Annotated in this window: 22 protein-coding genes; 18 read left to right on the forward strand and 4 right to left on the reverse strand. The window is 40.9% G+C overall.

The window, feature by feature from the left end; genetic code table 11:
- Nucleotides 1-28 precede the first annotated feature (28 nt).
- Entirely contained in the window at nucleotides 29-2,377 is a 2,349-nt protein-coding gene (locus BMW98_RS15815; RefSeq protein WP_245733619.1) for a TonB-dependent receptor, read from the reverse strand.
- Between the two features lie 289 nt (nucleotides 2,378-2,666).
- On the opposite strand from BMW98_RS15815, the gene BMW98_RS15820 reads away from it, so the two are divergent.
- The 13 genes from BMW98_RS15820 to BMW98_RS15880 all read left to right on the forward strand — a co-directional run bounded on the left by BMW98_RS15820 (nucleotide 2,667) and on the right by BMW98_RS15880 (nucleotide 13,954).
- Nucleotides 2,667-3,365, forward strand: coding sequence for a DsbA family oxidoreductase (locus tag BMW98_RS15820; RefSeq protein WP_090259696.1), 699 nt, complete (start codon nucleotides 2,667-2,669; stop codon nucleotides 3,363-3,365).
- Nucleotides 3,366-3,774: 409 nt separating this feature from the next.
- Complete coding sequence (locus tag BMW98_RS15825) at nucleotides 3,775-4,110, forward strand: hypothetical protein (protein WP_162844591.1); 336 nt, start codon at nucleotides 3,775-3,777, stop codon at nucleotides 4,108-4,110.
- 61 nt (nucleotides 4,111-4,171) lie between these two features.
- Nucleotides 4,172-5,017 (forward strand): HAEPLYID family protein, encoded by an 846-nt coding sequence (locus BMW98_RS15830; protein WP_090259699.1) that lies wholly within the window; start codon nucleotides 4,172-4,174, stop codon nucleotides 5,015-5,017.
- A gap of 88 nt (nucleotides 5,018-5,105) precedes the next feature.
- The gene (locus BMW98_RS15835) at nucleotides 5,106-5,801 is read left to right on the forward strand and encodes a response regulator transcription factor (RefSeq protein ID WP_090259701.1); all 696 of its coding nucleotides are present in this window, start codon (nucleotides 5,106-5,108) and stop codon (nucleotides 5,799-5,801) included.
- Complete coding sequence (locus tag BMW98_RS15840; RefSeq protein ID WP_090259702.1) at nucleotides 5,798-7,174, forward strand: HAMP domain-containing sensor histidine kinase; 1,377 nt, start codon at nucleotides 5,798-5,800, stop codon at nucleotides 7,172-7,174. Before BMW98_RS15835 ends, BMW98_RS15840 begins: the two co-directional genes overlap by 4 nt.
- A gap of 99 nt (nucleotides 7,175-7,273) precedes the next feature.
- On the forward strand, nucleotides 7,274-7,783 hold the full coding sequence (locus BMW98_RS15845; protein ID WP_090259704.1) for a universal stress protein: 510 nt from the start codon (nucleotides 7,274-7,276) through the stop codon (nucleotides 7,781-7,783).
- Between the two features lie 2 nt (nucleotides 7,784-7,785).
- On the forward strand, nucleotides 7,786-8,271 hold the full coding sequence (locus BMW98_RS15850) for a lipocalin-like domain-containing protein (protein WP_090259706.1): 486 nt from the start codon (nucleotides 7,786-7,788) through the stop codon (nucleotides 8,269-8,271).
- Nucleotides 8,246-9,016: a YoaK family protein gene (locus tag BMW98_RS15855; protein WP_090259708.1), complete on the forward strand. Its 771-nt coding sequence runs from the start codon at nucleotides 8,246-8,248 to the stop codon at nucleotides 9,014-9,016. The genes BMW98_RS15850 and BMW98_RS15855 overlap by 26 nt, the downstream gene beginning before the upstream one ends.
- Before the next feature lie 49 nt (nucleotides 9,017-9,065).
- The gene (locus BMW98_RS15860) at nucleotides 9,066-10,085 is read left to right on the forward strand and encodes a cellulase family glycosylhydrolase (protein ID WP_222843670.1); all 1,020 of its coding nucleotides are present in this window, start codon (nucleotides 9,066-9,068) and stop codon (nucleotides 10,083-10,085) included.
- A gap of 187 nt (nucleotides 10,086-10,272) precedes the next feature.
- Entirely contained in the window at nucleotides 10,273-11,040 is a 768-nt protein-coding gene (locus tag BMW98_RS15865) for a GNAT family N-acetyltransferase (RefSeq protein ID WP_090259710.1), read from the forward strand.
- Between the two features lie 104 nt (nucleotides 11,041-11,144).
- Complete coding sequence (locus BMW98_RS15870) at nucleotides 11,145-11,369, forward strand: hypothetical protein (protein ID WP_090259712.1); 225 nt, start codon at nucleotides 11,145-11,147, stop codon at nucleotides 11,367-11,369.
- A 96-nt stretch (nucleotides 11,370-11,465) separates the two neighbouring features.
- Nucleotides 11,466-13,265, forward strand: coding sequence for a TrkH family potassium uptake protein (locus BMW98_RS15875; RefSeq protein ID WP_090259714.1), 1,800 nt, complete (start codon nucleotides 11,466-11,468; stop codon nucleotides 13,263-13,265).
- A gap of 5 nt (nucleotides 13,266-13,270) precedes the next feature.
- Nucleotides 13,271-13,954: a potassium channel family protein gene (locus BMW98_RS15880; protein ID WP_090259715.1), complete on the forward strand. Its 684-nt coding sequence runs from the start codon at nucleotides 13,271-13,273 to the stop codon at nucleotides 13,952-13,954.
- 108 nt (nucleotides 13,955-14,062) lie between these two features.
- Here BMW98_RS15880 and BMW98_RS15885 read toward each other — a convergent pair whose 3' ends face one another.
- Nucleotides 14,063-17,179: a VPS10 domain-containing protein gene (locus tag BMW98_RS15885; RefSeq protein WP_090259718.1), complete on the reverse strand. Its 3,117-nt coding sequence runs from the start codon at nucleotides 17,177-17,179 to the stop codon at nucleotides 14,063-14,065.
- 131 nt (nucleotides 17,180-17,310) lie between these two features.
- On the opposite strand from BMW98_RS15885, the gene BMW98_RS15890 reads away from it, so the two are divergent.
- The 4 genes from BMW98_RS15890 to BMW98_RS15905 all read left to right on the forward strand — a co-directional run bounded on the left by BMW98_RS15890 (nucleotide 17,311) and on the right by BMW98_RS15905 (nucleotide 22,437).
- The gene (locus BMW98_RS15890; RefSeq protein ID WP_170836524.1) at nucleotides 17,311-17,760 is read left to right on the forward strand and encodes a GNAT family N-acetyltransferase; all 450 of its coding nucleotides are present in this window, start codon (nucleotides 17,311-17,313) and stop codon (nucleotides 17,758-17,760) included.
- A gap of 135 nt (nucleotides 17,761-17,895) precedes the next feature.
- Nucleotides 17,896-21,213 carry a toxin-antitoxin system YwqK family antitoxin gene (locus tag BMW98_RS15895; protein WP_090259720.1) on the forward strand — a complete coding sequence of 1,106 codons (3,318 nt, stop codon included), beginning with the start codon at nucleotides 17,896-17,898 and terminating at the stop codon, nucleotides 21,211-21,213.
- A gap of 12 nt (nucleotides 21,214-21,225) precedes the next feature.
- The gene (locus BMW98_RS15900; protein ID WP_090259722.1) at nucleotides 21,226-21,612 is read left to right on the forward strand and encodes an energy transducer TonB; all 387 of its coding nucleotides are present in this window, start codon (nucleotides 21,226-21,228) and stop codon (nucleotides 21,610-21,612) included.
- Nucleotides 21,613-21,801: 189 nt separating this feature from the next.
- Nucleotides 21,802-22,437, forward strand: a complete 636-nt coding sequence (locus tag BMW98_RS15905) for an MCP four helix bundle domain-containing protein (protein ID WP_090259724.1) — start codon at nucleotides 21,802-21,804, stop codon at nucleotides 22,435-22,437.
- Here BMW98_RS15905 and BMW98_RS15910 read toward each other — a convergent pair.
- Entirely contained in the window at nucleotides 22,434-23,309 is an 876-nt protein-coding gene (locus BMW98_RS15910) for a diacylglycerol/lipid kinase family protein (RefSeq protein ID WP_090259727.1), read from the reverse strand. The two genes, BMW98_RS15905 and BMW98_RS15910, sit on opposite strands and share 4 nt — an antisense overlap.
- A 27-nt stretch (nucleotides 23,310-23,336) precedes the next feature.
- Here BMW98_RS15910 and BMW98_RS15915 point away from each other — a divergent pair, with 27 nt between their 5' ends.
- Complete coding sequence (locus BMW98_RS15915; RefSeq protein ID WP_162844592.1) at nucleotides 23,337-24,401, forward strand: App1 family protein; 1,065 nt, start codon at nucleotides 23,337-23,339, stop codon at nucleotides 24,399-24,401.
- Here the strand turns inward: BMW98_RS15915 and BMW98_RS15920 are convergent, their stop codons facing one another.
- Nucleotides 24,402-25,049 (reverse strand): response regulator, encoded by a 648-nt coding sequence (locus tag BMW98_RS15920; protein WP_090259728.1) that lies wholly within the window; start codon nucleotides 25,047-25,049, stop codon nucleotides 24,402-24,404. It abuts the gene before it with no gap.
- Nucleotide 25,050 lies beyond the last annotated feature (1 nt).

Below are 25,050 nucleotides of genomic sequence, written 5' to 3' on the forward strand. Positions count from 1 at the left end.
CTAGGTAATCGTTTAGTTTATAATCGGTTTATAGGGCGAATCTTAGCTTTAGATAAAAAGCACGCCCCGGTTTTTGTAAATAATATCTATCGTAAAGCCTTGCACTAGCCAAGTTTCGGCATTCCACAGAAACATTGTACTTGCCCTCATTCAAGCTTAGTGAAAGCTCTACATCGTGAGAAGTTTGCCTTGGAATCACCTTCTTAGAATCCCTTGACCCCAACTCTGCCCAGCTTAAAAAGTATTGCTCAACAAAGCTGAAGTAGTAATTGAAGTTTAAGGTTGAACCACTGCCTACTACTTCCGGAAATGTTACTCCGGCATTGGCATTGGCAAAAAAGTAAGGGGTATTCGGCAACCTAAAGCCCTTCTGAAAATTCTTTTGATAGCCCGTGTTGGTGTACGATTCATTATAAATAGAATCGGCCTGATCGGTAATATTTTGGTAGGTAATGTTCCCTCCCAGTCTCAATAAATTCTTCCACTCGTAACTGGCGCTAGCTTCTACACCCAATACACGCGTCTCAGCCAAGTTATCGTAATTAGTAACCGGACTTGAAACTTTCACTACCTGATAAATGAGGTCTTTCGCTTCGCGATAAATAAAGCTTCCCTCAACATTAAACTGATGGTCTTGCTGCATTCTAAAACCATAAGCCGCACCAACGTTCAAGTTATCGCTTTGCTCAGGACCAAGGTCTGGGTTGTCTTGTGTGAATAATCCGTCTCCAAAAATTTCGTTCGCCCACGGCATGCGATAAGTGTGCTCGTAAGAAGCCTTCAACTGCAGGTCTGAAAGCAGAAAGTAGGTACTGGCCACACCGTAGCCAAAATTGTCTTTATTAGAGGTAACCGCTTCTGTGCGTTGGGTAGTTTGGCCAAAGTCGAACTGCTTGCTAGTTTCTGCCTTCAACAAATAAGCTTTACCAAAAAATGTGGTACTCCATTTAGGGCTCACATCCAACTTATAAGCCAAGCCTATAACTTGTTTCCTAATCGATTTCGGGAATTGGTTCTCTACATTATCAGGGTTTTCCGTATCAAAAGCCTCTCTATGGAAGTATGAATAAGCGTAGTTAAATGCCAGCGAATGCTTTGTATTAATGGTATAGCCGGCATTGAATTGACTGCTAAACTCGTTGTCTGTCAAGGTAGTGTAGGTACGAGAAAGCTCACCATTATTGGAACCCGGAGTGTAAGTTGTATCGCCCAGCCAGTTGTAGGTAACACCGCGCAGTGTATCAATCACTTCGCTTTTAATGTTGCTGTAAGAATTGAAGAAACTCATATTCAACCCTTCTACAAAAACGTTTTCCTTGTTCCACTTTAACGAAGGAATTATCGACTCGCTATTGCGCACAATGCCACCATATACGGTGTTCATGGTAGCGCCTGTTTGCACCTGCTGATCGTTGGCCGAAGCGATAATGCCAAGCAATAAATTGTCGGCAAAAGACTTGTCTACAAACCCCGCCTCAAGCTTTACAGTACCCGAGCGGTACCTGTCGTGAAAGCGTTCTACATTAGCCGAATCAACAATATTGTTATTCTCTCTAATCGGCACGAAAACCTTGTAATTATTATCAGAGTAGTTGTAGTTAGCATTTCCTCTAAATGTAAATCCGGTTTCGGCATTTGTATTAGCACCATTTATTGACACCCTATGCGTGTTGAATGAACCAATTGAGTATGAGGCGTCTAAAAAGTTATTCTTCTTATTGGTAATAATGTTTACCGCACCACCAAGTGCATCGGTACCCAACCAAACAGGCACTACACCTTTGTAAACCTCTATCCGGTCAATAGTATTTACAGGAATGTTGTTTAGGCTAAGCGATGAACCGAAGTTATCCATCGGAATACCATCTAGAAAGAATTTAACCTGATCTCCAGAAAAGCCATTTAGCGTAAACTTCAAGTTCGACCCTAGTCCGCCCTCTTCCATAACACGCACACCCGACACCCTATTGAGGACTTCTTTGGCATTGGCCGAACTGTTATAAAGCGACTTGGTTCTGATGGCCGCCACTGCATAAGGTTGCTCTCTAAGCAGTTGGCTTTCAGACTTGCCTACCACTTCCACCGCGCCAAGTTCTAGGCTCGCATCTTTAAGGGTTATATTAATCGAAAGTTTCTCGGAACCCGATACGGTAATAGATTCTTCGAAAGTTTCGAAGCCTAAAAAACGTGCAACCAAAGTATAAGACCCTTCTGCAACACTGTTGATTTCGTATTCACCCTTATCGTTGGTTATGGCTCCATGCGAAGTATTCTGGAGCATTACGGTAACCCCTGCTAGTGCCTCGCCATTAGCGGCTACAACCTTGCCCGCTACTACGGCTTTTGATGAATTTTGAGCAAAAGAATATAAGCTCAAAAACAATAATGTTAGACTGATTCCCCCTCTCACAATTGCATTGTAAACGTGCTACTTTTTATTTAGACTCGTTTTAAACAGCAGCAAATGTAGAGTAGAAAAACATATTACAAAAACTATTTAGAACAAATCTAAATAGCAGTACCGTATTTTTTACATTTATCTCAAAAAGCCTCAATTTCAATCGAATGCATAAACGAGCAGCAGCTCCGGCACTTAAAGAGTTGATGAATTTTGAACTAGTTTTGCTCCATTAATGTATCTACATTGATTTTTATAAATAAGCCCTATGAAAGTAGAAATTTGGAGTGATGTGGTTTGCCCTTGGTGTTACATTGGCAAGAGAAGATTTGAAGCTGCACTTGAGCAACTTGAACAAAAAGAGAAAGTAGAAATTGAGTGGAAAAGCTTTCAGTTGGATCCAACTACGGTTACAAATACCGAGCAAACCAATGCCCAATACCTTTCAAAAAAATATGGTGTAGGTATTACTGAAGCCGAACAAATGGTAAGCAATGTAACGCAAGTAGCTGCTGGCGTTGGGCTAACTTACGATTTGGAGCATGCCGTAATCGCAAACACCTTTAAGGCTCACCGACTTATTCATTTGGCTAAGCGCTACAACAAGCAAGACGAAATGAAAGAGCGCCTGTTGAAGGCATACTTTACCGAAGCCAAAAATATTGACGATACCCCTACCCTAATTGCTATTGGTGCCGAACTTGGCATTGATGCCGATGTGACCAAAGAAGTGCTTGAATCTGACACTTATAGCGAGCACGTGCAAACTGATATTAAAGAAGCTCAGCAGATTGGTGTAAGAGGGGTTCCTTTCTTTGTATTTAACCGTAAATACGGTATTTCTGGCGCACAAGAAACTGCTGTATTCAAAGACACCCTCGACAAAGCCTTTGCCGAATGGCAAGCAGACCAACCACAAATTGAGGTGATTGATGGCGATGCTTGCACACCAGAAAAAGGCTGTTAGAACATCTTTTAATGCTATTCTAATAACATTCTAATCCCCTTTTTTAGGCCTATTGAGGCCAAAACCATTCCTTTGTTACGGTTATAAATAAAAACACTCTCTCCAAAAGAGCGTTGTTTCCTTGAATATCAGTTATTAACCAAATAGTGTGTAAAGAAATTTAACCTATGGACTGATTCGATAAAAGATATTTCGAGGAACCTCGCTCTTTTCTTTCCCTTAAGCCATAAATTCTAACTCCATTCTAATCCAAAAACATATCAATTAAAGCCCTAATATCCGTGTTTTGTATTGTTGTTGACATGAAAGGGTTTAACACCTTGAGTGACATGCTCCCCAAATTTTGACATGAGGCAAAATGGTCTATAAGATTAGTAGAAGTAGTTGTTTTAAAGGCCTTTGGGGAGCCATGGCACTTGTTCTTTTTAACTTGTCTATTGATACCCCCGATTCTACCCCAAAGGGTACTATGGAAAACCTGGCCATAAACGATCAGGAAAGTATTGTTGAGCTCGTGCTCGAAACCTTTCTGGGTTTTGAAGACGCTATTGATGAGCATGAAGATGCCGACCAAGATGAGAACAGCAAAACAAGTAGTAAGAGCCTTGACTTGAACATATACGCACAAAACAGCCTAATTGAAGCAAACACTCATACAGGGATAAATAAGCTTATTTATCATCCCTACCGGTTTTTTCAAACCGACCGATTCATCTCTATTTTCTCCCCACCACCAGAAGCTTAATGCTTCCCATCACACTTCGATTTTTCGGAGGAATTATTTCTAACCATCTTTTTAAAATTTCATGAACAACAAAATACTTATGTTGCTTGTAGCAGCATGCGCATTGGTGAATACACTGAATGCACAAACGGAAAAAACATCACAAGACACAGCCAAATTACCACCTAAGGTTTTGCATGCAGAGCCACTCTACATTGACCTCATTAGGGATTTAGGCGCTAGAAAAGGAGAGAAAGAATGGAATGTTGGCTTCGGGCTTACAGATAAGCTGAACTACGATAACTACGAATTTCTAGTAGAGTATGAATGGGCACCTGTAAACCGGCTTGGGCTAGAGGTTGAATTGCCGTTTACCTTTTACTCTACCGTAAGCCCTGCAAGCGACTTACAGCAACCGGCCAATAAGCTAGAAAGCCTAAAGGTAGCCGCCCAATGGACTTTTATGGTGAACGAAAAAGCAGCCACCTCCATGGCTTTTGGTTACATCAACGAATTTGTGCTTTCCGACTTCGGCAGCTTTGGGCGACCATTAATTACGGCCAATGCGTTCAACCCTTTTTTGGTTGTAGCTAAACGCTGGGGACACAACTTTCATACTTTGATTTATACTGGACCCATGGTTGAGTACACCTACGAGCACAGCCAGGCGCACACCAGTTACGACATCAATACCAACATTCACTACATGATTCCTAACACAAGAAATTTTGTAGGAATAGAATTCAACAAAACCATTTACAACAATGATTTTCAAATGGTTATGCGCCCTCAAATGAGAGTAAGCATTGCGCACGACTTAATGGTGGGCATTGTAGCGGGTATTCCCATTAGCAAAGAAAGCGAACGCCTAAGCTCGTTTATTCGGCTTATTTGGGAACCAAAAGGCAGGAAATCGCCCAAGCATTAAAAACTCTAATTGAATTCTAATCTATTAGCGTCTCATTTTGAGGCGCTAAGTCGTAAACTAACTTTCTACCGTATATTTGTACCTACACATGTTTAATATACTTGTAATAGAAGACGAGCAAAATGTAGCCGATCTTATTAAAAAAGGGCTTGAAGAAGAAGGCTATGCCATATCGCATGCTAGCGATGGCAAAAGTGGACTTAAAGCCTTAGATAACAATGACTTTAACTTAGTTATTCTAGATATTCTGCTGCCCGAAATGAACGGGTTGGAAGTATGTAAGAATATTCGACAATCGAATAAATCGGAAACACCAATACTGATGCTTACAGCCCTTGGCAGCCCCGAAAACGTAGCTTTAGGGCTAGACAGTGGTGCTGACGATTATCTTTCCAAACCATTCAAACTCATTGAGCTAAAAGCCAGAATCCGCAACCTTTTAAGGCGTGCAGATTATTCGGAAAGCCCGAAAAACAATACCAACAGCCTTGCTTTTGAAGACATCTCGCTTGATGACTACTCAAAAGTTGTAATGCGGGCAAATCGTGAAGTGTCGTTAACCTCTACCGAATACAGGTTACTCTACATGTTTATGAAGAACCCTGGCCGAGTAATCGCCCGAACAGAACTGCTTGATGAAGTATGGGGAATCAACTTTGACATTGGCACCAACGTGGTTGATGTTTATGTGAACTACCTGAGAAAGAAACTGGAAGCACACGGACAAGAGCGGGTAATTCATACAGTAATAGGCATGGGCTATGTTTTGAGAAAAGGCAAATGAAAATTCAATACAAAATAATTTACATCCTGATAACAGTACTGGTGATTTACACCTTACTGTTTTCAGGTTTTATCTATTACTCCATTTCGAATTACTCGTTCGAAGACTTTTATAAAAGACTCGAAATTAGGGCTGCAACAACTGCCAAAATTCAATTAGAGCGCCCAGAAGATGTTTCGAGTATTAAAGAAATGCGACAAGAGTTTTTGGAGAAACTGCCCAACCAGCAAGAGTACATCTACATAATCGATCAGCAAGACAAACTCATTTTCAAATCGGGCACTCAGCCCCTACCCGATGATTTTCTGAACAAGGTGATGCAAACCAGCGCTGCCAGTTTTAACGAAAAGAGCATTTTGTATTCAGGTATTCGCTACGAAACTTTGCGTGGCGATGAGTATATAGTTGTGGTATCGGCCGAAAACTACTTCTACACTCACCATGTAGCTTACCTACGTAACTTGTTGGTTACCTCATTATTATACGCTACCATGCTTATTGTGGTGGTTTCACTCATTCTATCGAGAACACTTATTCGCCCAATTCAGAACATTATAAAAGAGGTAAAAAAGATCAGTACCGAAAACCTTCACTTAAGGCTCGAAACGCCCGAGAAGGACGATTCGATTGGTAAACTGGTGCTAACATTTAACGATATGCTCACCAGGCTCGAAACCTCTTTTGAGACACAGAAGAACTTTATTAGTAATGCTTCGCACGAGCTGAACACCCCACTAACAACCATAATTGGTGAAGCAGATTTTGCGCTTTCCAAACCACGCTCGGCAGAGGAGTACGTAAAGTCGCTCAACCATATTTTCAACGAAGCCGAAAAGCTTGATAAGAAGACAAAAGCATTATTGCTTCTTGCCCAAACCGGCTTTAATGGTAAAACCCAAAAGTTCGATAAAGTACGTGTTGATCAACTCATTCTGGATGTAAAGGAAACAGTTGAGAAGATCAATCCGGCATTCAAGATCACTTTCGACTTTTCACTTTTACCAGAAGACCCAACCAAATTGAAGGTAAAAGGAAACGAGCAGCTGTTGCATTTAGCCCTCACCAACATTATAGTGAATGGCTGTAAATATTCTGACGAAGCCCCAGTAGAAGTGGCGCTTGGCGCTTCGGACTCCAAGGTAATTATTGTAGTAAGAGACTCGGGCATTGGAATTCCCAAGGATGAGATTCAATACATTTACGACCCATACTTTAGGGCATCGAACACGGGCAATTACGAAGGCTATGGAATTGGTTTGCCGCTGACCCGAAATATTGTGAGGCTACACGAAGGCGAGTTGATTGTAAACTCAACCGAAAACGAGGGCACCACAGTTCAGATAACTTTACCAATAGGTAATTATAAATTTTAACAGCATTCTAATCTGAGCCCAAAAACTCTAATACCATTCCAATTTGGCTATTAAACGGCTCTAACAGCCCCCATCTACTTTTGTATCAAAGTAAAATAAATGGAAGCCAAAAAGATTATGCTACCCACCGACTTTTCAGTAAAGTCGTTGAACTTGGTTCGCGAAGCCATAGAAATTTCTAATGATGAGGTCTTGGAAATCATTCTTGTGCATGGTTATCAGCTGCCCAACCATTCCATTACCGATATGCTGTTTTTCTCCAAGGCTAGAGAATTGCAAAAACTGCAAACGGTAGAGTTTCTAGAAGCTATTAATCTGATTGAGAACAAGTATACCAAAAGAATTAAGCGAATTATTGTAGACCTCATTACCACTACAAATCGCTCCTATTTAAATGATTATGTACAGAAGCTCGGTATTGAAGAGATTTTTGTACCAGAAGGTTTTCCTCTAAGTTTTGAAGGCGAAAATAGCTTTAACCCAAGCCCACTTTTAAAGCAATGCCAGCCAGCGATAACGCTTATGGACTACTCTACCGCTTTTGAAAACAGCTTTAGAGTTACCAAGCAAGTATCAGATATCTTCTTTACCTCCCACCCCACCATTTAAGTATGAATATCAAATACTTATACATAGTATTTCTGCTAACACTTGTGCTATTGGCTAGCACAAAGTCTCGTTTTTTGGCGCCCGACAAACTAATTGTTGGCAGCTGGGAAGAGGTATCGTGGAAATACGAAAAAGTAAACCACAAAGGCGGGTCGAGCTTTGAAATAGACGAAAAACAAAAGCAGGAAATCACCAAAAACCTAGTCATCCATCAGTCTGAAACTTGGGAATTTAATGACGATGGCAGCCTAATATTTTATGATGGCGAAAAGGTGAAAGAATCGCTCGCTTGGAATGTAAAAGGTCGCGGAAACATCCTAGAGCTTATTCATAACAACAAAACGCTTGAGGACTACGAGATTCAAGAGATTACAAAAGACAGTTTGGTTATTCACTTTCATTCCGATTTACAAGTGAGAGGAATTGTGAAACTGACCTTCAAGAGAAAAAGAACAGAAAAATATGCTCAGGAAATACAGCAACCATAGAAGCTTTTCGGACAACATAAAACTTGGTTCGCTTACGGCCTTTTCTGCCGGAATGGTAAATGTAATATCGGTTATCGTGTTTTTCGCTTTCACATCAAACGTAACTGGTCATTACGCCATTCTGGCACAAGAAATAGCCAAGGGAAACTGGTACCAAGCCGTTGTTGTGTTTATCTGGATCTCTCTTTTCTTGATCGGAAATTTCACTTCCAATTACCTGATCATTCATAGTAAAAACAGCACCGGGCAATATATGGCGCATGCCATTCCGGTAATTCTAGAAATCTGTGCGCTATTATTTGTAGGAGCATATCTGCAATTCTACTATTCGGATACACTGCAGGAAACGGAAATTCTAGTGGGTACTATGTTGTTCGCTATGGGACTGCAAAACGGGCTTACGGCAAGCATTTCTAACTCGGCAGTTAAAACCACTCACCTTACTGGGCTTACCACCGATTTGGGCATTCTGTTTTCTATGCTTACCAAAAAAGAATACCGAGAAGACCGCGCAGTAAGGCAAAAGACAAAACTACTTTTGGCCATTATGTTTTCTTATATGGCAGGTGGCATAACATCCGGAGTGTTTTACTATAAAGTAGGCAACGCTACTTTCCTATTTATAAGTTTGGTGTTACTCATTGTAATTCTGTACGACTACTACAAGCTTTCTGTAACACGTTTTATATTTCGCAGGCCACTCATTAAAAGGCTAATTATTAAGCAAAGTGGTGAACAGGCATAAATAGGTAAATATTGAGAAAGGGTGTATAATAACCGAAAGCTAAAAGTTGATGCGTTTATTTTTCACCTACTTAGTAATAGCACTACTTGTTATTGGTTGTAAACAGGAAAGCCCCAGCCCTGCGGAAGACGCCTTTCCTGAGACACCCTTTCTTATTGAACAAGGCGAAATAACCTACAACGGCTCCCCAGTTACGTATAATGGAGTAAATGCACTCCAAACCTTTGGCCTATCCGACCCAGCAATCATGAATGAATGGGGAATTGAAATAGTAAGAGAGTTTATAGGCAACCTAAGAGAGCAACCAATTGAAGAAGACGCCATTTTAGCATCGAATGGCAACTGGTATCACGGCTTGCAGAAAATAGTAGACCAGAACAGAGCTAATGGAAAAGTCACGATTTTATGCCCCTTCGGCTGGGTAAATGAGGCAGGTGAACAAACCCTGTTTACAGGTTTAAACCCTAGCGAACAGTCCTTTTACAGTGAATACAAAACTAAAATGCGCGCAATTGCCGCACATTTTAGAGATCAACCAGATGTTTGGATCGAAGTATGGAACGAGCCATACAGCTGGAACAACCAGCATGGCTATACCCATAGCCTCTGGCTCAGCGACATGAAGGATATGGTGACTAACCTTAGAAGCGTAAGCGGTTTCTACAATGTTATTCTGGTGCCGGGCAACGAGCAAGGGCAAGCCGAAGATGCAATTTTAGCAGAAGGCAACAAGCTGCTCAATGACCAGCATAACCTACTATTCGATTTGCATGCATATGAGAAGTGGCTAATCGATCAGTCCACAGAGGAAATAACTGACAGAATTAACGCATTGAAGAGCGAAGGCTTTGCGATAGTTTTTGGAGAAGTTGGCGTAATAAATGCAAGTGGTTTAATGCAAGTTGACCACTTTTTAACTGCAGCTCAAACCACAAACACCTCTACCCTAGCTTGGCTTTGGAACAAAAACAGTGGAGACCAAAATGCACTTTTGAATGATAATGGAGCTGCTAACAATAATGAAAACAACAATTGGGGAAACACTTTCAAAAACTTTTTAGCACAATAACCCACTTACAATCAACTAATTAAACAACAAAACAACACTTGAAATAGTGATAGACCTGAACATATAGACTTTCTAAAAACCGACATTTTATTATATTAAAGAAGGCTTGACTTAAACGGAACAGTAACCGTAACACCTGGGTGATGATGGTGGGTTTATTTTAGGTCTCACTTTTACTTTTTCACCTATGATTGAACATATAGACCAAAACTTCGGCTTGCACGCCACGCTTATTCCACAATTAACCCCAAATATGCAGGTGGGCAAAACCGACCACTTTTCTTACGTAAAAACAGGTTTTTCTTGCGACACTTTCAATATCATCCATATTCATAACCATCAAAGTTTACCAGCATCTGCCCTGGAGTATTTAGTGGGATGTTATCGTGAAAAAAACTGGGATTATTGCCTTTGGATTAACCAAGAGAACCTTACTGCTGAGCTCAAAAACACAATTACATCTATTGGGCTAAGTAAACAAAACGAAGAGGTTGGCATGTCTTTGAACTTGGCCAACTATGAACTAAACTCAATCGATAAGGATCTTACTTTTGCCGAGGTTGGCAGCAAATCTCAGCTTGAAGAGTATGCAAATGTGGTTGCCGCCAACTGGACACCTGCCGATAAAAACGTTGTGAAGTTCTATAAACAAACGGCCAACCATTACTTACTTGGTTCAGCCAACATCACACTCTTTGTCGCTTACATAAATGGCGAGCCCGCAGGTTCGGTTGAACTCTTTCCTACCGATACAGAAACGGTAGGTATTTACGGTCTTTGCACTTTAGAGAAATTCAGAGGAAAAGGCGTTGGCTCTGCCTTAATGACCACAGCACTAAACAAGTCCAAACGCCAAGGCTATCACAATGTAGTACTACAAGCCACTGAAGACGGCATTGGCATTTATGAAAAGATTGGCTTTGAGCGACATACGACCTATTTCGAATTCGCCTAGAGGCTGGGTAATTTACCGATAGCCAGCGTTGATTGACCGATAACCGATGGTTAAATCTTGCGAATAGCGCCAGATTTGCATCAGGTCAAAAACTCAAAATCAACATGTCGCACATCAGTTATCACAAAACATTTAGCTTAAAACGAAAGCTCTTGCTTTTACTCGCTATCCCTCTTGCCATTATGCTCATTTCTTTAGAAGCTCCGCACTTTAAAGAAATAGAGAAAAAGGCCATTATGCATGCATCTATGATACATGCAGGCATAACAAACGCCAAGGCAATCGGAATATTCTTCTTTAGCAAAACCGTAAAAGAGCATTATAAATAGTCTTAAGGTTGGCATTGGCAAGCAATAACCAATTTCGCTATCGGATGATTAAAATAAGCCTTAACTTACCCGCAACATCAATGCTGGTTTGCATATATGCAGTTAAAGAAAATTATTGGGCAGATAAAACTGCAATACAATAATCCTGAATTAAGAAAATCTCTACCAAAGGCGATATCGAAAATTCCTTTCTGGATAAGCCTGATCAGTATTTTCACTATCATTTACGATTTCGGTTTCGATCAAAGCAACCAATCGCAGCACATACTAAACGAGGTTTACAAAGTTGCGCTATACACCGGTATAGCGTCCATGGTACTCCGGTACTCGCTAAAAAAGCAGCGGCCAAAAGTAAAAGCTTGGCCTTACGATCTGTTATTGTTAGCCATAACCAGCCTTGTACTGTTTAACCTTACCGGCCATTGGGATGTAGATTTTTTCCAGCACTGGAACGTAATATACAGCACGCTCTTCCTACTCTTTATCCGTGAGTTTTCTACCCTACAAATCGATATTAACAGGCGTTTTTTAAATCCGGCACAGCTATTTGTACTGAGTTTTTCGGTCATCATTATTTCAGGTGCCTTGCTGCTTATGCTTCCTAGGGCTACGCACGAAGGCATCTCCTTTATGAACGCCCTTTTTACTGCCACTAGTGCAGTTTGTGTAACAGGCTTGGCAGTAGTTGACACAGGGCAGTACTTTACCGTATTTGGGCAAACCATTATCATTGTTCTTATTCAAATTGGTGGGTTGGGCATTATGACTTTCACTAGCTATTTCAGCTACTTCTTTAGAGGTGGTGCCAGCTACGAAAACCAACTGCAATTGCAGGAAATGACCAATACTGAGCGTATTGCTGATGTATTCTCTACCCTAAAAAAAATCATCATACTCACCTTTTTAATAGAAGCACTTGGCGCCATCTTTATCTATTTCAGTCTAGACAAAGCCTTGTTCGAATCAGGAACGGACCGCACATTTTTTGCCATATTCCATAGTATTTCGGCCTTTTGTAATGCTGGTTTTTCCACACTATCAAACAGCCTTTATCAGGTAGGTTTCCGATTTAATTACCCGCTTCACCTGATCGTCAGCGGTCTATTTATTATTGGTGGATTAGGCTTTCCAATCATCTTCAATTCATACAACTACTTTAAGCACATATTGAAAAACCGAATTTTTGCTTTCAATAAAGAAAGAAGAAAAATCCATGTGCCTTGGGTGGTAAATATTAACACCCGAATTGTGCTAATTACCACCATTATTCTTTTGGTATCGGCAACAGGCATGTTCTTGCTGTTTGAGTACGACAACACTCTTGGCGAGCACAATTTTTTCGGTAAAGTAGTTACCGCATTTTTTGGAGCCGCCACCCCACGAACTGCTGGTTTCAATTCCATTGACACTGCGGCCATGGCATTTCCTACCATTATGCTGGTAATGCTATTGATGTGGATTGGGGCTTCGCCAGGCTCTACAGGCGGTGGTATTAAAACCAGCACTATTGCTGTAGCCACTCTCAACTACTTGAGTGTAGCCCGTGGTAAAGATAGAATCGAAGTTTTCAATAGAGAGGTGGGCCAATACTCTGTTAGAAGGGCATTTGCCATCATCTCTTTATCCCTAGTAGTTATTGGGGCGGCCATATTCCTCATCTCTTATTTTGAAGATGAAATGACGCTGATGTCCATCGCTTTCGAATGTTTTTCGGCTTATAGCACATCAGGCCTAAGTTTGGGCATAACAGCCGACTTAAGTGCGGCCAGTAAATTAGTAATTATCGGCACCATGTTTATAGGTAGGGTTAGTATGCTCACCATTCTCATAGCCATATTAAAAAGGGTAAATCATTTGGCCTACAGGTACCCTACTGAAGAAATCTCCATAAATTAACCAATATGAAATACGTGATCATCGGACTAGGTAACTTTGGTGCTTCGCTTGCAGAAGAGCTCACCAAAATTGGCCATGAAGTAATAGGTGTAGACCGCAATATGGGAAAGGTAGAAATGGTGAAGGAAACAATCACTCACTCCATTTGCCTAGACAGTACGGATGAACATGCCGTGAAACAGCTACCACTAAAAGATGCTGATGCCGTAATGATTTGTATTGGCGAAGATGAAGGTGCAAACCTTATGTCTACCGCTTTAATGAAAAAGATAGGTGTTAAAAAGCTCATCAGTCGGGCAATTACCCCACTACACCAAACTGTTTTAGAAGCCATGCAAGTGGACGAAATAGTGCACCCAGAGCAAGAAACAGCCACCCGCTGGGCAAAAAGGCTGAACATTGACTGCGTGGTAGACTCTTTTGAGCTTACAGGAGAATACAGTATTGTAGAAGCCACAGTGCCTGAAAGGCTGATTGGTAAATCGCTAATTGATATTGGCTTCCACCAACATTATAATCTAATCGTGCTCACTACCATGTCTATCGAAGAAGGCAAAAACATGTTAGGCGTAAACAAAAAGGTAAACAAAATCAAAGGAATTGCCTCGCCTAAAACAGTGCTTAACAAAGGCGAGATCATGGTACTTTATGGCCATATGAAAGACATAGAACGCTTTCTGGAGGAGTAGAGAAAGTTTTAAAGAATAATTGGTTATTCGATCTCGCTCCTTTTAATAGAAAAAAACGCCATGCTCATCAGTGATGAGCATGGCGTTTCATTTAGTCGCAAAACCTGTTTATTTCATCTTAACCGCCCCGATACCAGCATTCCAAAGCTTTTGATTAAAGGCAGGAATTTCGTTTTTCAGCCAACCTTCGGCCTTAGCCTTAAACCCTGCCCACTGAGCATCCAGTTCAGCCTTTCTATCTCTAGACGACTGATTAACCCGCGGAATAGAACTCTCTGTTTGATTGATTAAGTACATATACTCAGCCGTGAATTTGTTGGGGAAATTCTCCACATCGTCATATGCTTTAGACATTCGTTGCACCATGTCTTTATCCCAAGCATCAAGCGCTTCTACCAAGCTTTGTCCCTCAGCTTTTAATGTCTCGTTATCCAAATCTTCTATTATTTCTTTCAACTGGTTTTGAATGCTATACAACTGATTCACCATGTTGTGCATGTTGGTGAGCTCTGCTTCCATTTCTGTCATAAAAGCATCATAGGTTTCATATTGGCCTGGTTTAGTTTCGTAGAGTGGGTTCTCTTTTATGGTGGCGGTTGTTTCCAGCACTTGGTCTTCCACTTTCAGTCTTAATGTATAAGTACCTGGAGACACCTTATGACCGCTATAACTTGCCTCTATGTAAACATTCGGCACGCCTGGCATAATTGGGTGCCGCGTATTCCAAACAAATCGGTTCAGCCCTTCATTTTTAGATAGTTTAGGATCACCTCCTGGTCCACCATCATATCTCAAATAGCCTTCTTGCTTCTTCGAGGTTATCTTATTCACTAAATCGCCATTGGCATTTAAAATTTCTAATTCAACGTCTCCTTCCACTTTGGGCAACTCATAATAAAGCACCACACCATTGGCCGGATTAACCCCAACAAAGTCAGTGGATCCGGAAAAATTAGGGTTATTTCCATTTAAAGGGCTATTCCAACTACCGTAAACAGCGTCCTCAGGCTTATAGAGTTTAGCCTCCCCCGTCTTTTGGTATTGGCTTAACAAGCCCAGATCATCCAGCACCCAAAAAGAGCGACCAGAAGTTGCTACAATCAAATCACCTTGATGTACCAGCAAGTCGTTAATCGGTGTAACCGGCATGTTTAGCTGCAATGGTTCCCACTCCTTGCCATCGTTCCAAGAGATGTAAATACCAGTTTCGGTGCCTAAATAGAGCAACCCTTTACGGGCCCTATCCTCACGAACAACCCTAGTAAAAGCTCCATATGGAATACCCTCGGTTATGTTTGTCCAGCTTTTACCATAGTTAGTGGTTTTATAAATAGCCGGAGTTTTATCATTGAATTTGTAACGAGTAGTGGCAATGTAAGCCGTAGCCGGATCGTGAGGAGAAACTTCAATTGCATTTACCAAACATTCCTCTAACCCTTTTGGTGTTACGTTTTGCCATGTTTCCATGTTATCTCTGGTTACATGCACCAAACCATCATCACTACCCGTCCAAAAAACGCCTTGTTCATGTCGCGATTCAATCATGTAAGCAATCGTTCCATAATTTTCGGCACCTACGGCCTCATTAGTATATGGACCTCCTCCATTGCCTTGTTTTTCGTCAATATTCCGGGTTAAGTCGGGGCTAGCTTCTTCCCATGTCACTCCCATGTCTTTGGTTCTCAAAACTAGCTGTGCAGCATGGTAAAATGTATTTTCCTCGTGCTGAGATCTGATAATTGGTGCATTCCAATTATAGAGGTATTTCATATTTCGGGCCTCTCTCCCCAAATACTGAATAGGTGCCGCCATAACCTGCGTGCTGCCTTTAGACTGCATATCCATCACCTCAATGGTACCGAGGTAGCTTCCGCCCATAACATAGCGCGGGTTATCTGGGTCGAAAGCTAAAAATGCACTTTCGCCACCGGCTGAGGCTGTCCAGTCCTTCTCACTTATACCGCCATACCCAAAGGACATGTTAGGAATACGCACTGAAGTATTGTCTTGCTGACCACCATAAATATTGTAGGGAAAGAGATTGTCGGCACTAATGCGATAGAATTGAGCTGTCGGCATGTTGTCTTGTGTAGACCAGCTTGCGCCATTATTAAAAGAAATAGCCGCACCGCCATCGTTGGCGATCACCATGTTTTTTGAGTTATGCGGATTGATCCATAAATCGTGGTAGTCGCCATGTGTTCCTGAAAGTGTTTCCCAGCTTTTACCGCCATCAATAGACCTTAGGGCTGGGGCACTTAGCACATAAACAGTATGTTCATCGTTCGGGTCGGCAAACACTTCTGTGTAGTACCAAGCCCGTTGCGTTAAGCGGTTATCATCGCTTACTCTACTCCAACTGTCACCGGCATTATTCGACACAAAAAGCCCACCTAAATCTTTATTAGAGTCACTCTCAATCAATAGATAGACTTTCTCAGCATTAGCTCTACTTACTGAAATAGCCATTTTACCCAGTTCATCTGGCAAGCCATTTTCAATTTTCTTCCAAGTATCGCCACCATCCATACTTTTGTAAACGCCACTTCCTTCGCCACCGCTAATTACTTTCCAGGGCTTTCGCTCGTGCTCCCACATGGTGGCATAAAGTGTGCTAGGCGCATTCATGTCCATAGAAAGCTCGCTTGCTCCAGTAGATTCGTTTACAAAGAGTACTTGCTTCCATGTTTTCCCTCCATCAACGGTTTTATAGATACCACGCTCCTTATTCGGACCATGGAGCGCCCCTTGTGCGGCTACCAAAACAACGTCTGGGTTGGTTGGATGAATCACAATTCTGGCAATATGCTGGGTAGCGTCAAGCCCTATCTTCGTCCAAGTTTTGCCGGAGTCTACCGATTTGTATACACCGTCTCCATAGGAGGTCATAACACCGCGCGGGGCATGCTCTCCCATGCCCACATATACAATATTGGTATGCGATTCGGAAACAGCTACAGCTCCTACAGAACCCGTTTTAAAATGGCCATCAGAAATATTTTGCCAGCTTTGGCCGGCATCTTGGGTTTTCCAGACACCACCACCGGTAATTCCCATGTAGTAGGTTAAAGGGTCGCCAATTACGCCAGAAGCCATATTGCTACGACCTCCTCTAAAAGGGCCTATGTTTCGGTATTTGAGTGGAGAAAAATATTCGTTGGCCGTTTGAGCAAACAAACCAAAAGACATAATTAGCCCGCAAGTAGCCAAAAGTACTCTCTTCATAGTGTAAGTTAAGTTGATTAAAATTCGGTGAGATTAAGATAGTGAATAAGTAAGAAGTTACCTTGTTAAATATTCAAATGGTAAGCCTATTTTTAAAATCAATTACCAAAGAATTCAAAAGCACATTTCTGATGATACAGCTGTTACGAACAGACGCCACAAACACTGATTTTCAGTCGCTTGTAAAGGCACTTGATAAAGACTTAGCGGCACGCGATGGTGCCGACCACGCCTATTATAATCAGTTCAATAAAATTGATATGATAAAGCATGCTTTAGTGGCATATATAGAAGAAACCCCAGCCTCTTGTGGTGCGATAAAGCAACTTGAAGAGGGTGTAATGGAAGTAAAACGCATGTACACCTTACCCACAATGCGAGGCAAAGGCTTGGCAAGCCAAGTGCTTAATGGGCTAGAAATTTGGGCAAAAGAAATGGGCTATAAAAAGTGTAGACTAGAAACTGGCAAGCGCCAACCAGAAGCCATAGCGCTATATAAAAAATGTGGTTATCAAGTTATTGAAAACTACGGGCAGTATGCGGGAGTTGAGAATAGCGTGTGTTTTGACAAAGCTATTTGATCTTTCTATTTCATTTTTAACAAGTTTAGGTTGCTCAAACCACTTATTTTATAAACTTTGTAAACTACTCATCTGATCAGGCTTTTAACTGTGCAATTACACAATTGCCATTTTAGGTTTTAAGCTTAATTTTCTATGAAAGGCTTTTTGATACTACTGCTCCTGGCATTTACCGTTGGTTTAAATGCCCAAAACACTGCAGATTTCACACAAACCGTTTCTGGCTACGGAAATGCCAATGGTGGTTACTATGAGTATGAAGCCAAATTGAAATTCAATATTCAAAAGGTTGGCCTAGGCGATATTCGGTTTAAGGTCGGGATCATCGACTTTAAAATCACCAGCTTTAAGTATGATTATAAAGACGCAGAAGAGTTTATTGGTGTTAGTTTTCCTATTACTGTAAAAAGTATCGGATCAGGTTTTAGCGCCCGGGTTTTCGCTAGCAGAAACAATAGACAACACAGCAACTTCAATGTTAACCTCAACAGAATTACTTCAGGAGCTCTGGACATATACGACTTGGAAGGTGATGAGCTAAAAACATTCAACAATGCTTTCGACCTAATGGTAAGCTCAGAAAACATTAAGGAAGTAGAAGTTAGCTTGGACAATGTAAAACTTACCAATGAATACTTCGATGAACTGAGCAGTATTAGGGCTTTAATGGATAAAAAAACCAAAACGACTGAAAGGATTGAATCCATAAAGGAAGAAATAGAGGAGCTTGAACAGGATGAGTACACCAACAACAATAGCAAACTAATTGAGCTATACACCGAACTTTCAGAAATTGATACAGATACCGACTACAGCGATCAGCTACAAAAACTCAAAGAGGCTGCTCCCAACGGTGACCCTTCCACTACAACACCTACTGGGCTCAAACTAAATAAGCAAGGACAGTCACAAGGAGCCTCCACTTTTGATGCTATTAAACGTGGAGAAAAAAACAGAATACGAATGCAGCAAATGGAGCTTTCGGCAGAAGAAAGGCGCAGAGTTGCACAAATGACAGCACACCTTAACACCATTGATAGATATGAAAGTTACGGCATGTCTCGTAGCGATGCTCAACGCTTCGCCAACTACGAGTCAAACATGCGTATTCAAGAGGAGATAATAACCCAAACCTTTCAATCTGTTGGAAACATAATTATAGATGGGATAGGCAGAAGGCAAGAAGCCATTAATGCCAACGAAGACTACATTAGACGCTACAAACAATCGGTAGAGGCAACAAGTGACAAGCTTAGAAAATACGCTAGTGGGTACCACCACAATTTAGATGAAGAGTTTGAGGCAAAATATGGAGATATAGATGACATTGACCAACTAAAGAAGGCCATATTAGAATACATATATGCTTGGGATGACTTTACCTATGCCATTAGGCAAAATAGCGCAGACCCATACAGTAATGCAGACCACCTTCTGGTACTCCAAAACATTGAAAGGGCCTATTTTGATAAAGATGAACTGAATGTCATTTACTCGCAAGAGGTATTCAGAAGCACCAGAGATAAAGACGATGAATACATTGGCTATAATAAACGAAACACAGTACTCCACTACTCTCCTGCTCTCTACACGCATACTGGCTGGTTTAGAATGGATACAGAAGACTATGAAAAGACTTTTTACGAATCGAGTACATGGCAAACACCTAGTGGGCTTCAGGGGCTACCCACAGATGGATATATGAACAAGGCTGAGTATAGAAGACAACTAAGCACACTTTCCGGAAAGGAATATTACAAACCAAAAGAACCTGGCTACTTTGGGGCATTCATGGGAGTAGGCAATAACTGGGCAATCGGGCAAACTCGGAAACTGCAAAAGCTCATTGAGAGAGAAAAAATAAATTCAATCGATAAGGATGAATTAACAGTTTCCATTTCTAATCAATTGGACCAGTTCCTTAACCTAAAGCCAAATACTCCTTATTTATTTAAGCGCAAAGAAAATATTTCTGGAAGCGATAAAGAGGTTTCGGTATTTGCTTTCAACAATGACGACTATATGATCTACACCATACCCGACCCAAGCTTGGTAAAACAACTTTTTAAAGATGAAGTAACCATTACATCTCCTTCAGTAGTCAACTCGGAAAACCGCTTGGTAAAACATAAAACCCGCAACCGTGGAAAAGAAGAAGGATGGTTTGTTCAAGGCAATACTTACAGCAATGTTTACTTTGGCAACAATGACTTGCTCTGGATTGGCGAACAATATGTAGAGTTTAGCGATGACATTTATTATGTACTATCAAAATCAAGAAATGGTGTTATTGCCGAATTAGAGCTAAAAAAAGAACAAACAAAAGACTACCTAAACCCCTATTTGGAAGTAGGAAAAATCCAAAGATTGGTTGACTATAACTCGGTAAAAGACACCAACCTGAATAGAAGATTGAGAAACAGCGGATTCGAAGACAAATCTGGCTTACCCCTCTTTCAATTAAAACTTAATAGGACTAACCTGAGTATGCTGTTTCCACAGAAAAAGGCTGACTTTGTTCTTTCGGATGATGGCGCAAAAGATGATGACAGTAAACAAAAGTACCTGTATTTCGAAATGACTAACTATACAACCCATTATGGAAGTTTAGAATACGATTTAAATGAATGGTTCAATACAGCTGACTTCTATAACAACAAGGTGGACCTTAATGATGAACTGGAAGAGCTAAGCCCTGGCCAATACGACATGTCACAAATCATAAAGTCCGTTGTAGGCTCTTTCAAGGAAGTGAGTTCCACAAGGACCCAATACTACACATCTAGTAATTATCGAACAGTTTACGAAATCATTCCAGAAGTCCTTTCTTCAATAGAAAACGCATCCTTAAACAACACCCTCAATACCAATGACGGCCTATCTAGAACCTATCATGAATTTAATGGGAGCCTAGAATCTAAAGGTAAATTAGTAAACTATAAAAAGGAAGGTGCCTGGGAATACTATCATCCAAATGGCCAACTTTCAAGAAAAGAGTTTTTTGAAGGTGGACGCCTTGAGGGTCAGCAAAAGCTATATTACTCAAATGGCCAAGTTAAATCAGTAATTAACTATTCCAATAATCTAAAAACAGGCAGAGCTACTGAGTACTTTGAAAATGGACAAAAAAAGACCATTGGTGAGTACGTAAATGGAACACGAGAGGGTGGGTTTGTTACCTATTACCCAAATGGCAAACAAAATGAAAAGGGGTATTTTAAGAAAAACAGACCAAATGGTACATGGACTAAATACTACCCGAACGGACAAATTAACCAGATAAAAATTTGGGAGAACGGGTTGCTAATGGAGGTTACAGCTACCTACGACATTAACGGAAGCTTAATAGAAGAAAAAACCGTAGTTGCAGGAAATGGAACAAGAAACTATTACGATGAGCGTGGCGAACTCATAAAATCTGAGAGCTATGTAAATGGCAAAAAAGTAAATTAAAAAAATACCATTATGAGAGCATCAATTTTAGTACTTATCTGTTTTTTCTTAACCATTGGGCTTAGTGCTCAAGAGTCGGTTGAAGAAGAACAATTTGAAATTGTCACAACGAAAGCTGAATATCCTGGAGGAACCAAGGAGCTTGCAAAATTCTTACAAGAGAACCTAAAATACCCAAAGGATGCACTTAAAAACAATATATCGGGCAAAGTGTTCCTTAGAGCCATTGTAGAGAAAGATGGTAAACTTAAAGATATCGAAGTAATAAGAAGTGTGCACCCTTCATTAGATGCAGAAGCTCTTAGGTTGGTTAAATCAATGCCCAAATGGACTCCTGCTACACAAAGAGGGCAGGCCGTTCGTAGTAAGATAATGCTTCCAATTGTGTTTATGTTCTAGTAATTAGTTCTCAAAACTAGACTTAGGTTAACCAATATTCTGGCAGAAGTACCTTTGCCCCCACTAAACAGTGGGATTGTAACCTCAGCTTTAAAAACTACAACATAGAAAGGTTGCGTTCAAAACATTTAGAATAGATATGTTTCATTCTTTCATTAACTTAACAACAGAACTTAGAGGGAGTAAAACATGAAATGGACGTATAGCATTCGCCAAAAAATGACTGCAGCGGGTATTTTGGCTGCGGTTATGGGCTTAGTTTTAATCAATAACTTGTCTGAAAGAAGAAACTTTCAGCAGCTAGAAGATTCGATAGCGTCCATTTACCAAGACAGGCTTTTGGTTGAAAGCTATATTTTTAAGCTTTACGACAACCTTCAACGCCACGATGAGCTACTGGATGCCCAAGCCTCTGCCCAAACCATACAGGAGATTAAAACCTTGGCTGCAGAGCGAAATGCACTGATAGCGCTTTATGAAGAAACCTACATAACTGAGGAAGAAGCCAAACATTTCGATGCATTAAAGAAAAGCCTAAGTGAGATTGAAATACTTGATGAAAGCACTTTGGCAAATAATAAATTCAGCACTCAAAGTGCCCAACCAACAAAGTCTGCCATTACCCATTTATCTGCCCTTTCGCAAATTCAAACCACCGAGGGTGCCTCATTAATGGATCGCTCCGAACGTATTATTGGTGGTAGCATAAGTAACTCTCAATTAGAAATGGTTTTGGTAATCTGTTTGGCTATCATTGTTCAGGCCTTGGTTTTCTCTTCAAAAAGCCTAAAAGCTGCGCCATACCAAGACCCAAGTCTAAACTAGTAGTCTGCTCCTACTATCAGCTTCAGGCATTTTGGTAAAACCTCAACGGTTACTTTGGTGCTTTCCGGTTTGGTTTCTCCATCAATCTGAAAAGGCTGTGGATCCTTTAGGTTTACTGTAACTTTTTTTGTTCGGTACACCTCAAAGTAAGAATCTGCTTCATCTAAATGATCGAAAAACTGTCCAGCCAAGCCAGGTAAGCTAAGTTCTCTAAGCACATACACCTCAAAAACGCCATCATCTACCCTACCCTGGTTACTTAAAATAGCGCCTGTACCGTACCTTCTGGCATTAGCAAAAGCAATCATATGCCCTTGCTCTTCTACTATTTGGTCATCAAGCACTAGCTCTGCTCTAAACGTTTTAAGGTTTAACAGTTGAGAAGCCACACCACTGGCATAACCTAAGAAGCCACGCCTTTCACCTTCTTCAAAATCCTTTACCAAACCAGCATTCAAACCAACATCGCTAATATGCAACCCATAATCCTTCCCATTAAAAAGCAGCATATCTGCCATTACGGTCTTTTCTTGGGCTATTACCGCTAATGCGCCTCGTATGTCATCTGGTACTTCAACTTCTGTGGCCATTCCGTTGGCCGAACCACCCGGTAAGATCCCCAAAGCCACATCAGTGTCCTTTACCACTTCGGCACAAAGCATTACTGTACCATCTCCACCAACCGCAACAACGGTTTCTGGCTGAGCATCAGCAATCACTTTTTTGAGTTTTTTCTCGTCATCTTCACCAGTGGTTTCCCACTTTTCTATGGATAAACCTAAACTTTCGCCCCAAGAATCTATTTCATGTATGTAGTCTTCTTTATCTCTATCGCCAGAGATGGGGTTAATGACGAACAGTATTTTACTCATGTAGAAAAGATTATTACCTTAATTTATATGATTTCAGCTCACCCAGAGTGGAGTTCCTATAAAGAAGCACCAATTAGGGGCAATTTGTTTGAAAAATGGTGGAAAAGTCGATTCCGATTTGTCGATTACCCCTTTCTTTTGGTTTATCGTGGTTTTGGCAATAGCCAAAAGTGCCATTTACAAGGGCACGTATTTCAAGGCATGGCATTGAACAAGCCTAAAAAGAAAGCTTCGGCCTGGCAGAACTTTATTGCGCTGCTAAAAATGTTTTTGGTAAAAACAGTGGCCAAAGCCAAAGTTGAAATAACTGTAAATGGAAAACATTACAACACACAGACCAACGATCAAGGCTTTTTCGATTTGGAGATTGAAGGGCACGGCCTATCAACCGGATGGCACCAAGTAAGCTACGAACTAAAAGAAACACTGGTAGACGGACAGGAAAGGGTTAATGTAAAATCAGAAATACTCATTACAGAAGCCTTTGAACACGGCCTGATTTCCGATATTGATGATACCTTTTTAGTTTCGCATGTAACTAAAAAGCCGAAAAAGCTTTTTACACTCTTGACCAAAAATGCGAATACTAGAAAGCCTGTAGAGGGTGTTGTAAAATTCTACAAGGCATTGAGCAATGGTCATTCAAAGTCAGAAAACCCGTTTTTCTATGTGTCGAGTAGCGAATGGAATCTGTATGAATTTTTGGTGAACTTTAACCAAATACATGAACTCCCAAAGGGTGTTTTACTGCTAAAAGAGCTTAAAGATAGCTTTCTTGATTTCTTCAAATCGGGTTACGGAAGTCACCGGCACAAAGTAGATAAGATTGAAAGGATACTTCGGCTTTACCCAAATCAGCAATTCGTACTGCTAGGCGATAATGGGCAACACGACCCACAGATATATTTAGAAATTGTAGCTACCTACCCAGGCCAGATAAAGGCAGTATACATTCGAGGTGTAAAGCACAATCATTGGAATGAAACGGAAGGCACCTTGAGCCAAATAGAAGCACTAGAAATACCCACCAAGCAGTTTAAACACAGCAGCGAGGCGTTTGATCATGCCAAAGAAATTGGGTTGATAGGGTAATTAATCTACCAAACCCTCACTAACCGCAATTCTTACCAGTCCTGCCACATTAGTGGCATCCAATTTTTTTATAATTGATTTACGATGAGTCTCCACTGTTGATACACTAATGAAAAGCTCTTCAGCTATTTGCTTTGTAGAGTGGGCTTCAGCAATCAGCTTTAGAATTTCTGTTTCTCGATTGGTAAGGCTGGCCAATTTAGAAAACCGTTCTTTCCCTATAATCTTAGAGGTATTATTAAGCACCTCAGTAATGGAAGCACTCCAATACTTCTGCCCTTTCACCACCTTATTTAGGGCAATTTTCAACTCCGTTTCGTCAAGGTTTTTCAAAATGTAAGAGTCGAAGCCTATTTCCATAGCCTTTTTTACCGTTGCATAATCCAAGTGCATAGTCAGTAAGATTGTTCGCAGTTCGGGCATGGTCTTTTTAAGTTGGCTCACTAGTTCCAAACCATTCAAACCTGGCATTTCCAAATCTACAAGCAGCACATCTGGCTTCAATATTGGTACTTTCTGCAAAGCCTCCTTTGGATCGACATAAGTAGAAAGCACTTTAAACCTATGCTCTTCTGCTATAATTCTAGAAAGACCATCGATTATCATCTGGTGGTCGTCTACAATTACAATGTGTTTTTCTTCACTCATA

The sequence above is a fragment of the Roseivirga pacifica genome (assembly GCF_900111145.1).
In the GTDB taxonomy this organism is placed as follows: Bacteria; Bacteroidota; Bacteroidia; order Cytophagales; family Cyclobacteriaceae; genus Roseivirga; species Roseivirga pacifica.

What these genes read in the sequence shown, in the direction of transcription:
- BMW98_RS15845 (WP_090259704.1), top strand. Translation starts at nt 7,274, where the DNA reads ATGGAAGCCAAAAAGATTATGCTACCCACCGACTTTTCAGTAAAGTCG.
- BMW98_RS15830 (WP_090259699.1), top strand. Translation starts at nt 4,172, where the DNA reads ATGAACAACAAAATACTTATGTTGCTTGTAGCAGCATGCGCATTGGTG.
- BMW98_RS15875 (WP_090259714.1), top strand. Translation starts at nt 11,466, where the DNA reads ATGCAGTTAAAGAAAATTATTGGGCAGATAAAACTGCAATACAATAAT.
- BMW98_RS15900 (WP_090259722.1), top strand. Translation starts at nt 21,226, where the DNA reads ATGAGAGCATCAATTTTAGTACTTATCTGTTTTTTCTTAACCATTGGG.
- BMW98_RS15855 (WP_090259708.1), top strand. Translation starts at nt 8,246, where the DNA reads ATGCTCAGGAAATACAGCAACCATAGAAGCTTTTCGGACAACATAAAA.
- BMW98_RS15920 (WP_090259728.1), bottom strand. Translation starts at nt 25,049, where the DNA reads ATGAGTGAAGAAAAACACATTGTAATTGTAGACGACCACCAGATGATA.
- BMW98_RS15915 (WP_162844592.1), top strand. Translation starts at nt 23,337, where the DNA reads ATGATTTCAGCTCACCCAGAGTGGAGTTCCTATAAAGAAGCACCAATT.
- BMW98_RS15890 (WP_170836524.1), top strand. Translation starts at nt 17,311, where the DNA reads ATGATACAGCTGTTACGAACAGACGCCACAAACACTGATTTTCAGTCG.
- BMW98_RS15825 (WP_162844591.1), top strand. Translation starts at nt 3,775, where the DNA reads ATGGCACTTGTTCTTTTTAACTTGTCTATTGATACCCCCGATTCTACC.
- BMW98_RS15880 (WP_090259715.1), top strand. Translation starts at nt 13,271, where the DNA reads ATGAAATACGTGATCATCGGACTAGGTAACTTTGGTGCTTCGCTTGCA.
- BMW98_RS15850 (WP_090259706.1), top strand. Translation starts at nt 7,786, where the DNA reads ATGAATATCAAATACTTATACATAGTATTTCTGCTAACACTTGTGCTA.
- BMW98_RS15885 (WP_090259718.1), bottom strand. Translation starts at nt 17,179, where the DNA reads ATGAAGAGAGTACTTTTGGCTACTTGCGGGCTAATTATGTCTTTTGGT.
- BMW98_RS15905 (WP_090259724.1), top strand. Translation starts at nt 21,802, where the DNA reads ATGAAATGGACGTATAGCATTCGCCAAAAAATGACTGCAGCGGGTATT.
- BMW98_RS15870 (WP_090259712.1), top strand. Translation starts at nt 11,145, where the DNA reads ATGTCGCACATCAGTTATCACAAAACATTTAGCTTAAAACGAAAGCTC.
- BMW98_RS15840 (WP_090259702.1), top strand. Translation starts at nt 5,798, where the DNA reads ATGAAAATTCAATACAAAATAATTTACATCCTGATAACAGTACTGGTG.
- BMW98_RS15860 (WP_222843670.1), top strand. Translation starts at nt 9,066, where the DNA reads ATGCGTTTATTTTTCACCTACTTAGTAATAGCACTACTTGTTATTGGT.
- BMW98_RS15820 (WP_090259696.1), top strand. Translation starts at nt 2,667, where the DNA reads ATGAAAGTAGAAATTTGGAGTGATGTGGTTTGCCCTTGGTGTTACATT.
- BMW98_RS15895 (WP_090259720.1), top strand. Translation starts at nt 17,896, where the DNA reads ATGAAAGGCTTTTTGATACTACTGCTCCTGGCATTTACCGTTGGTTTA.
- BMW98_RS15835 (WP_090259701.1), top strand. Translation starts at nt 5,106, where the DNA reads ATGTTTAATATACTTGTAATAGAAGACGAGCAAAATGTAGCCGATCTT.
- BMW98_RS15865 (WP_090259710.1), top strand. Translation starts at nt 10,273, where the DNA reads ATGATTGAACATATAGACCAAAACTTCGGCTTGCACGCCACGCTTATT.
- BMW98_RS15910 (WP_090259727.1), bottom strand. Translation starts at nt 23,309, where the DNA reads ATGAGTAAAATACTGTTCGTCATTAACCCCATCTCTGGCGATAGAGAT.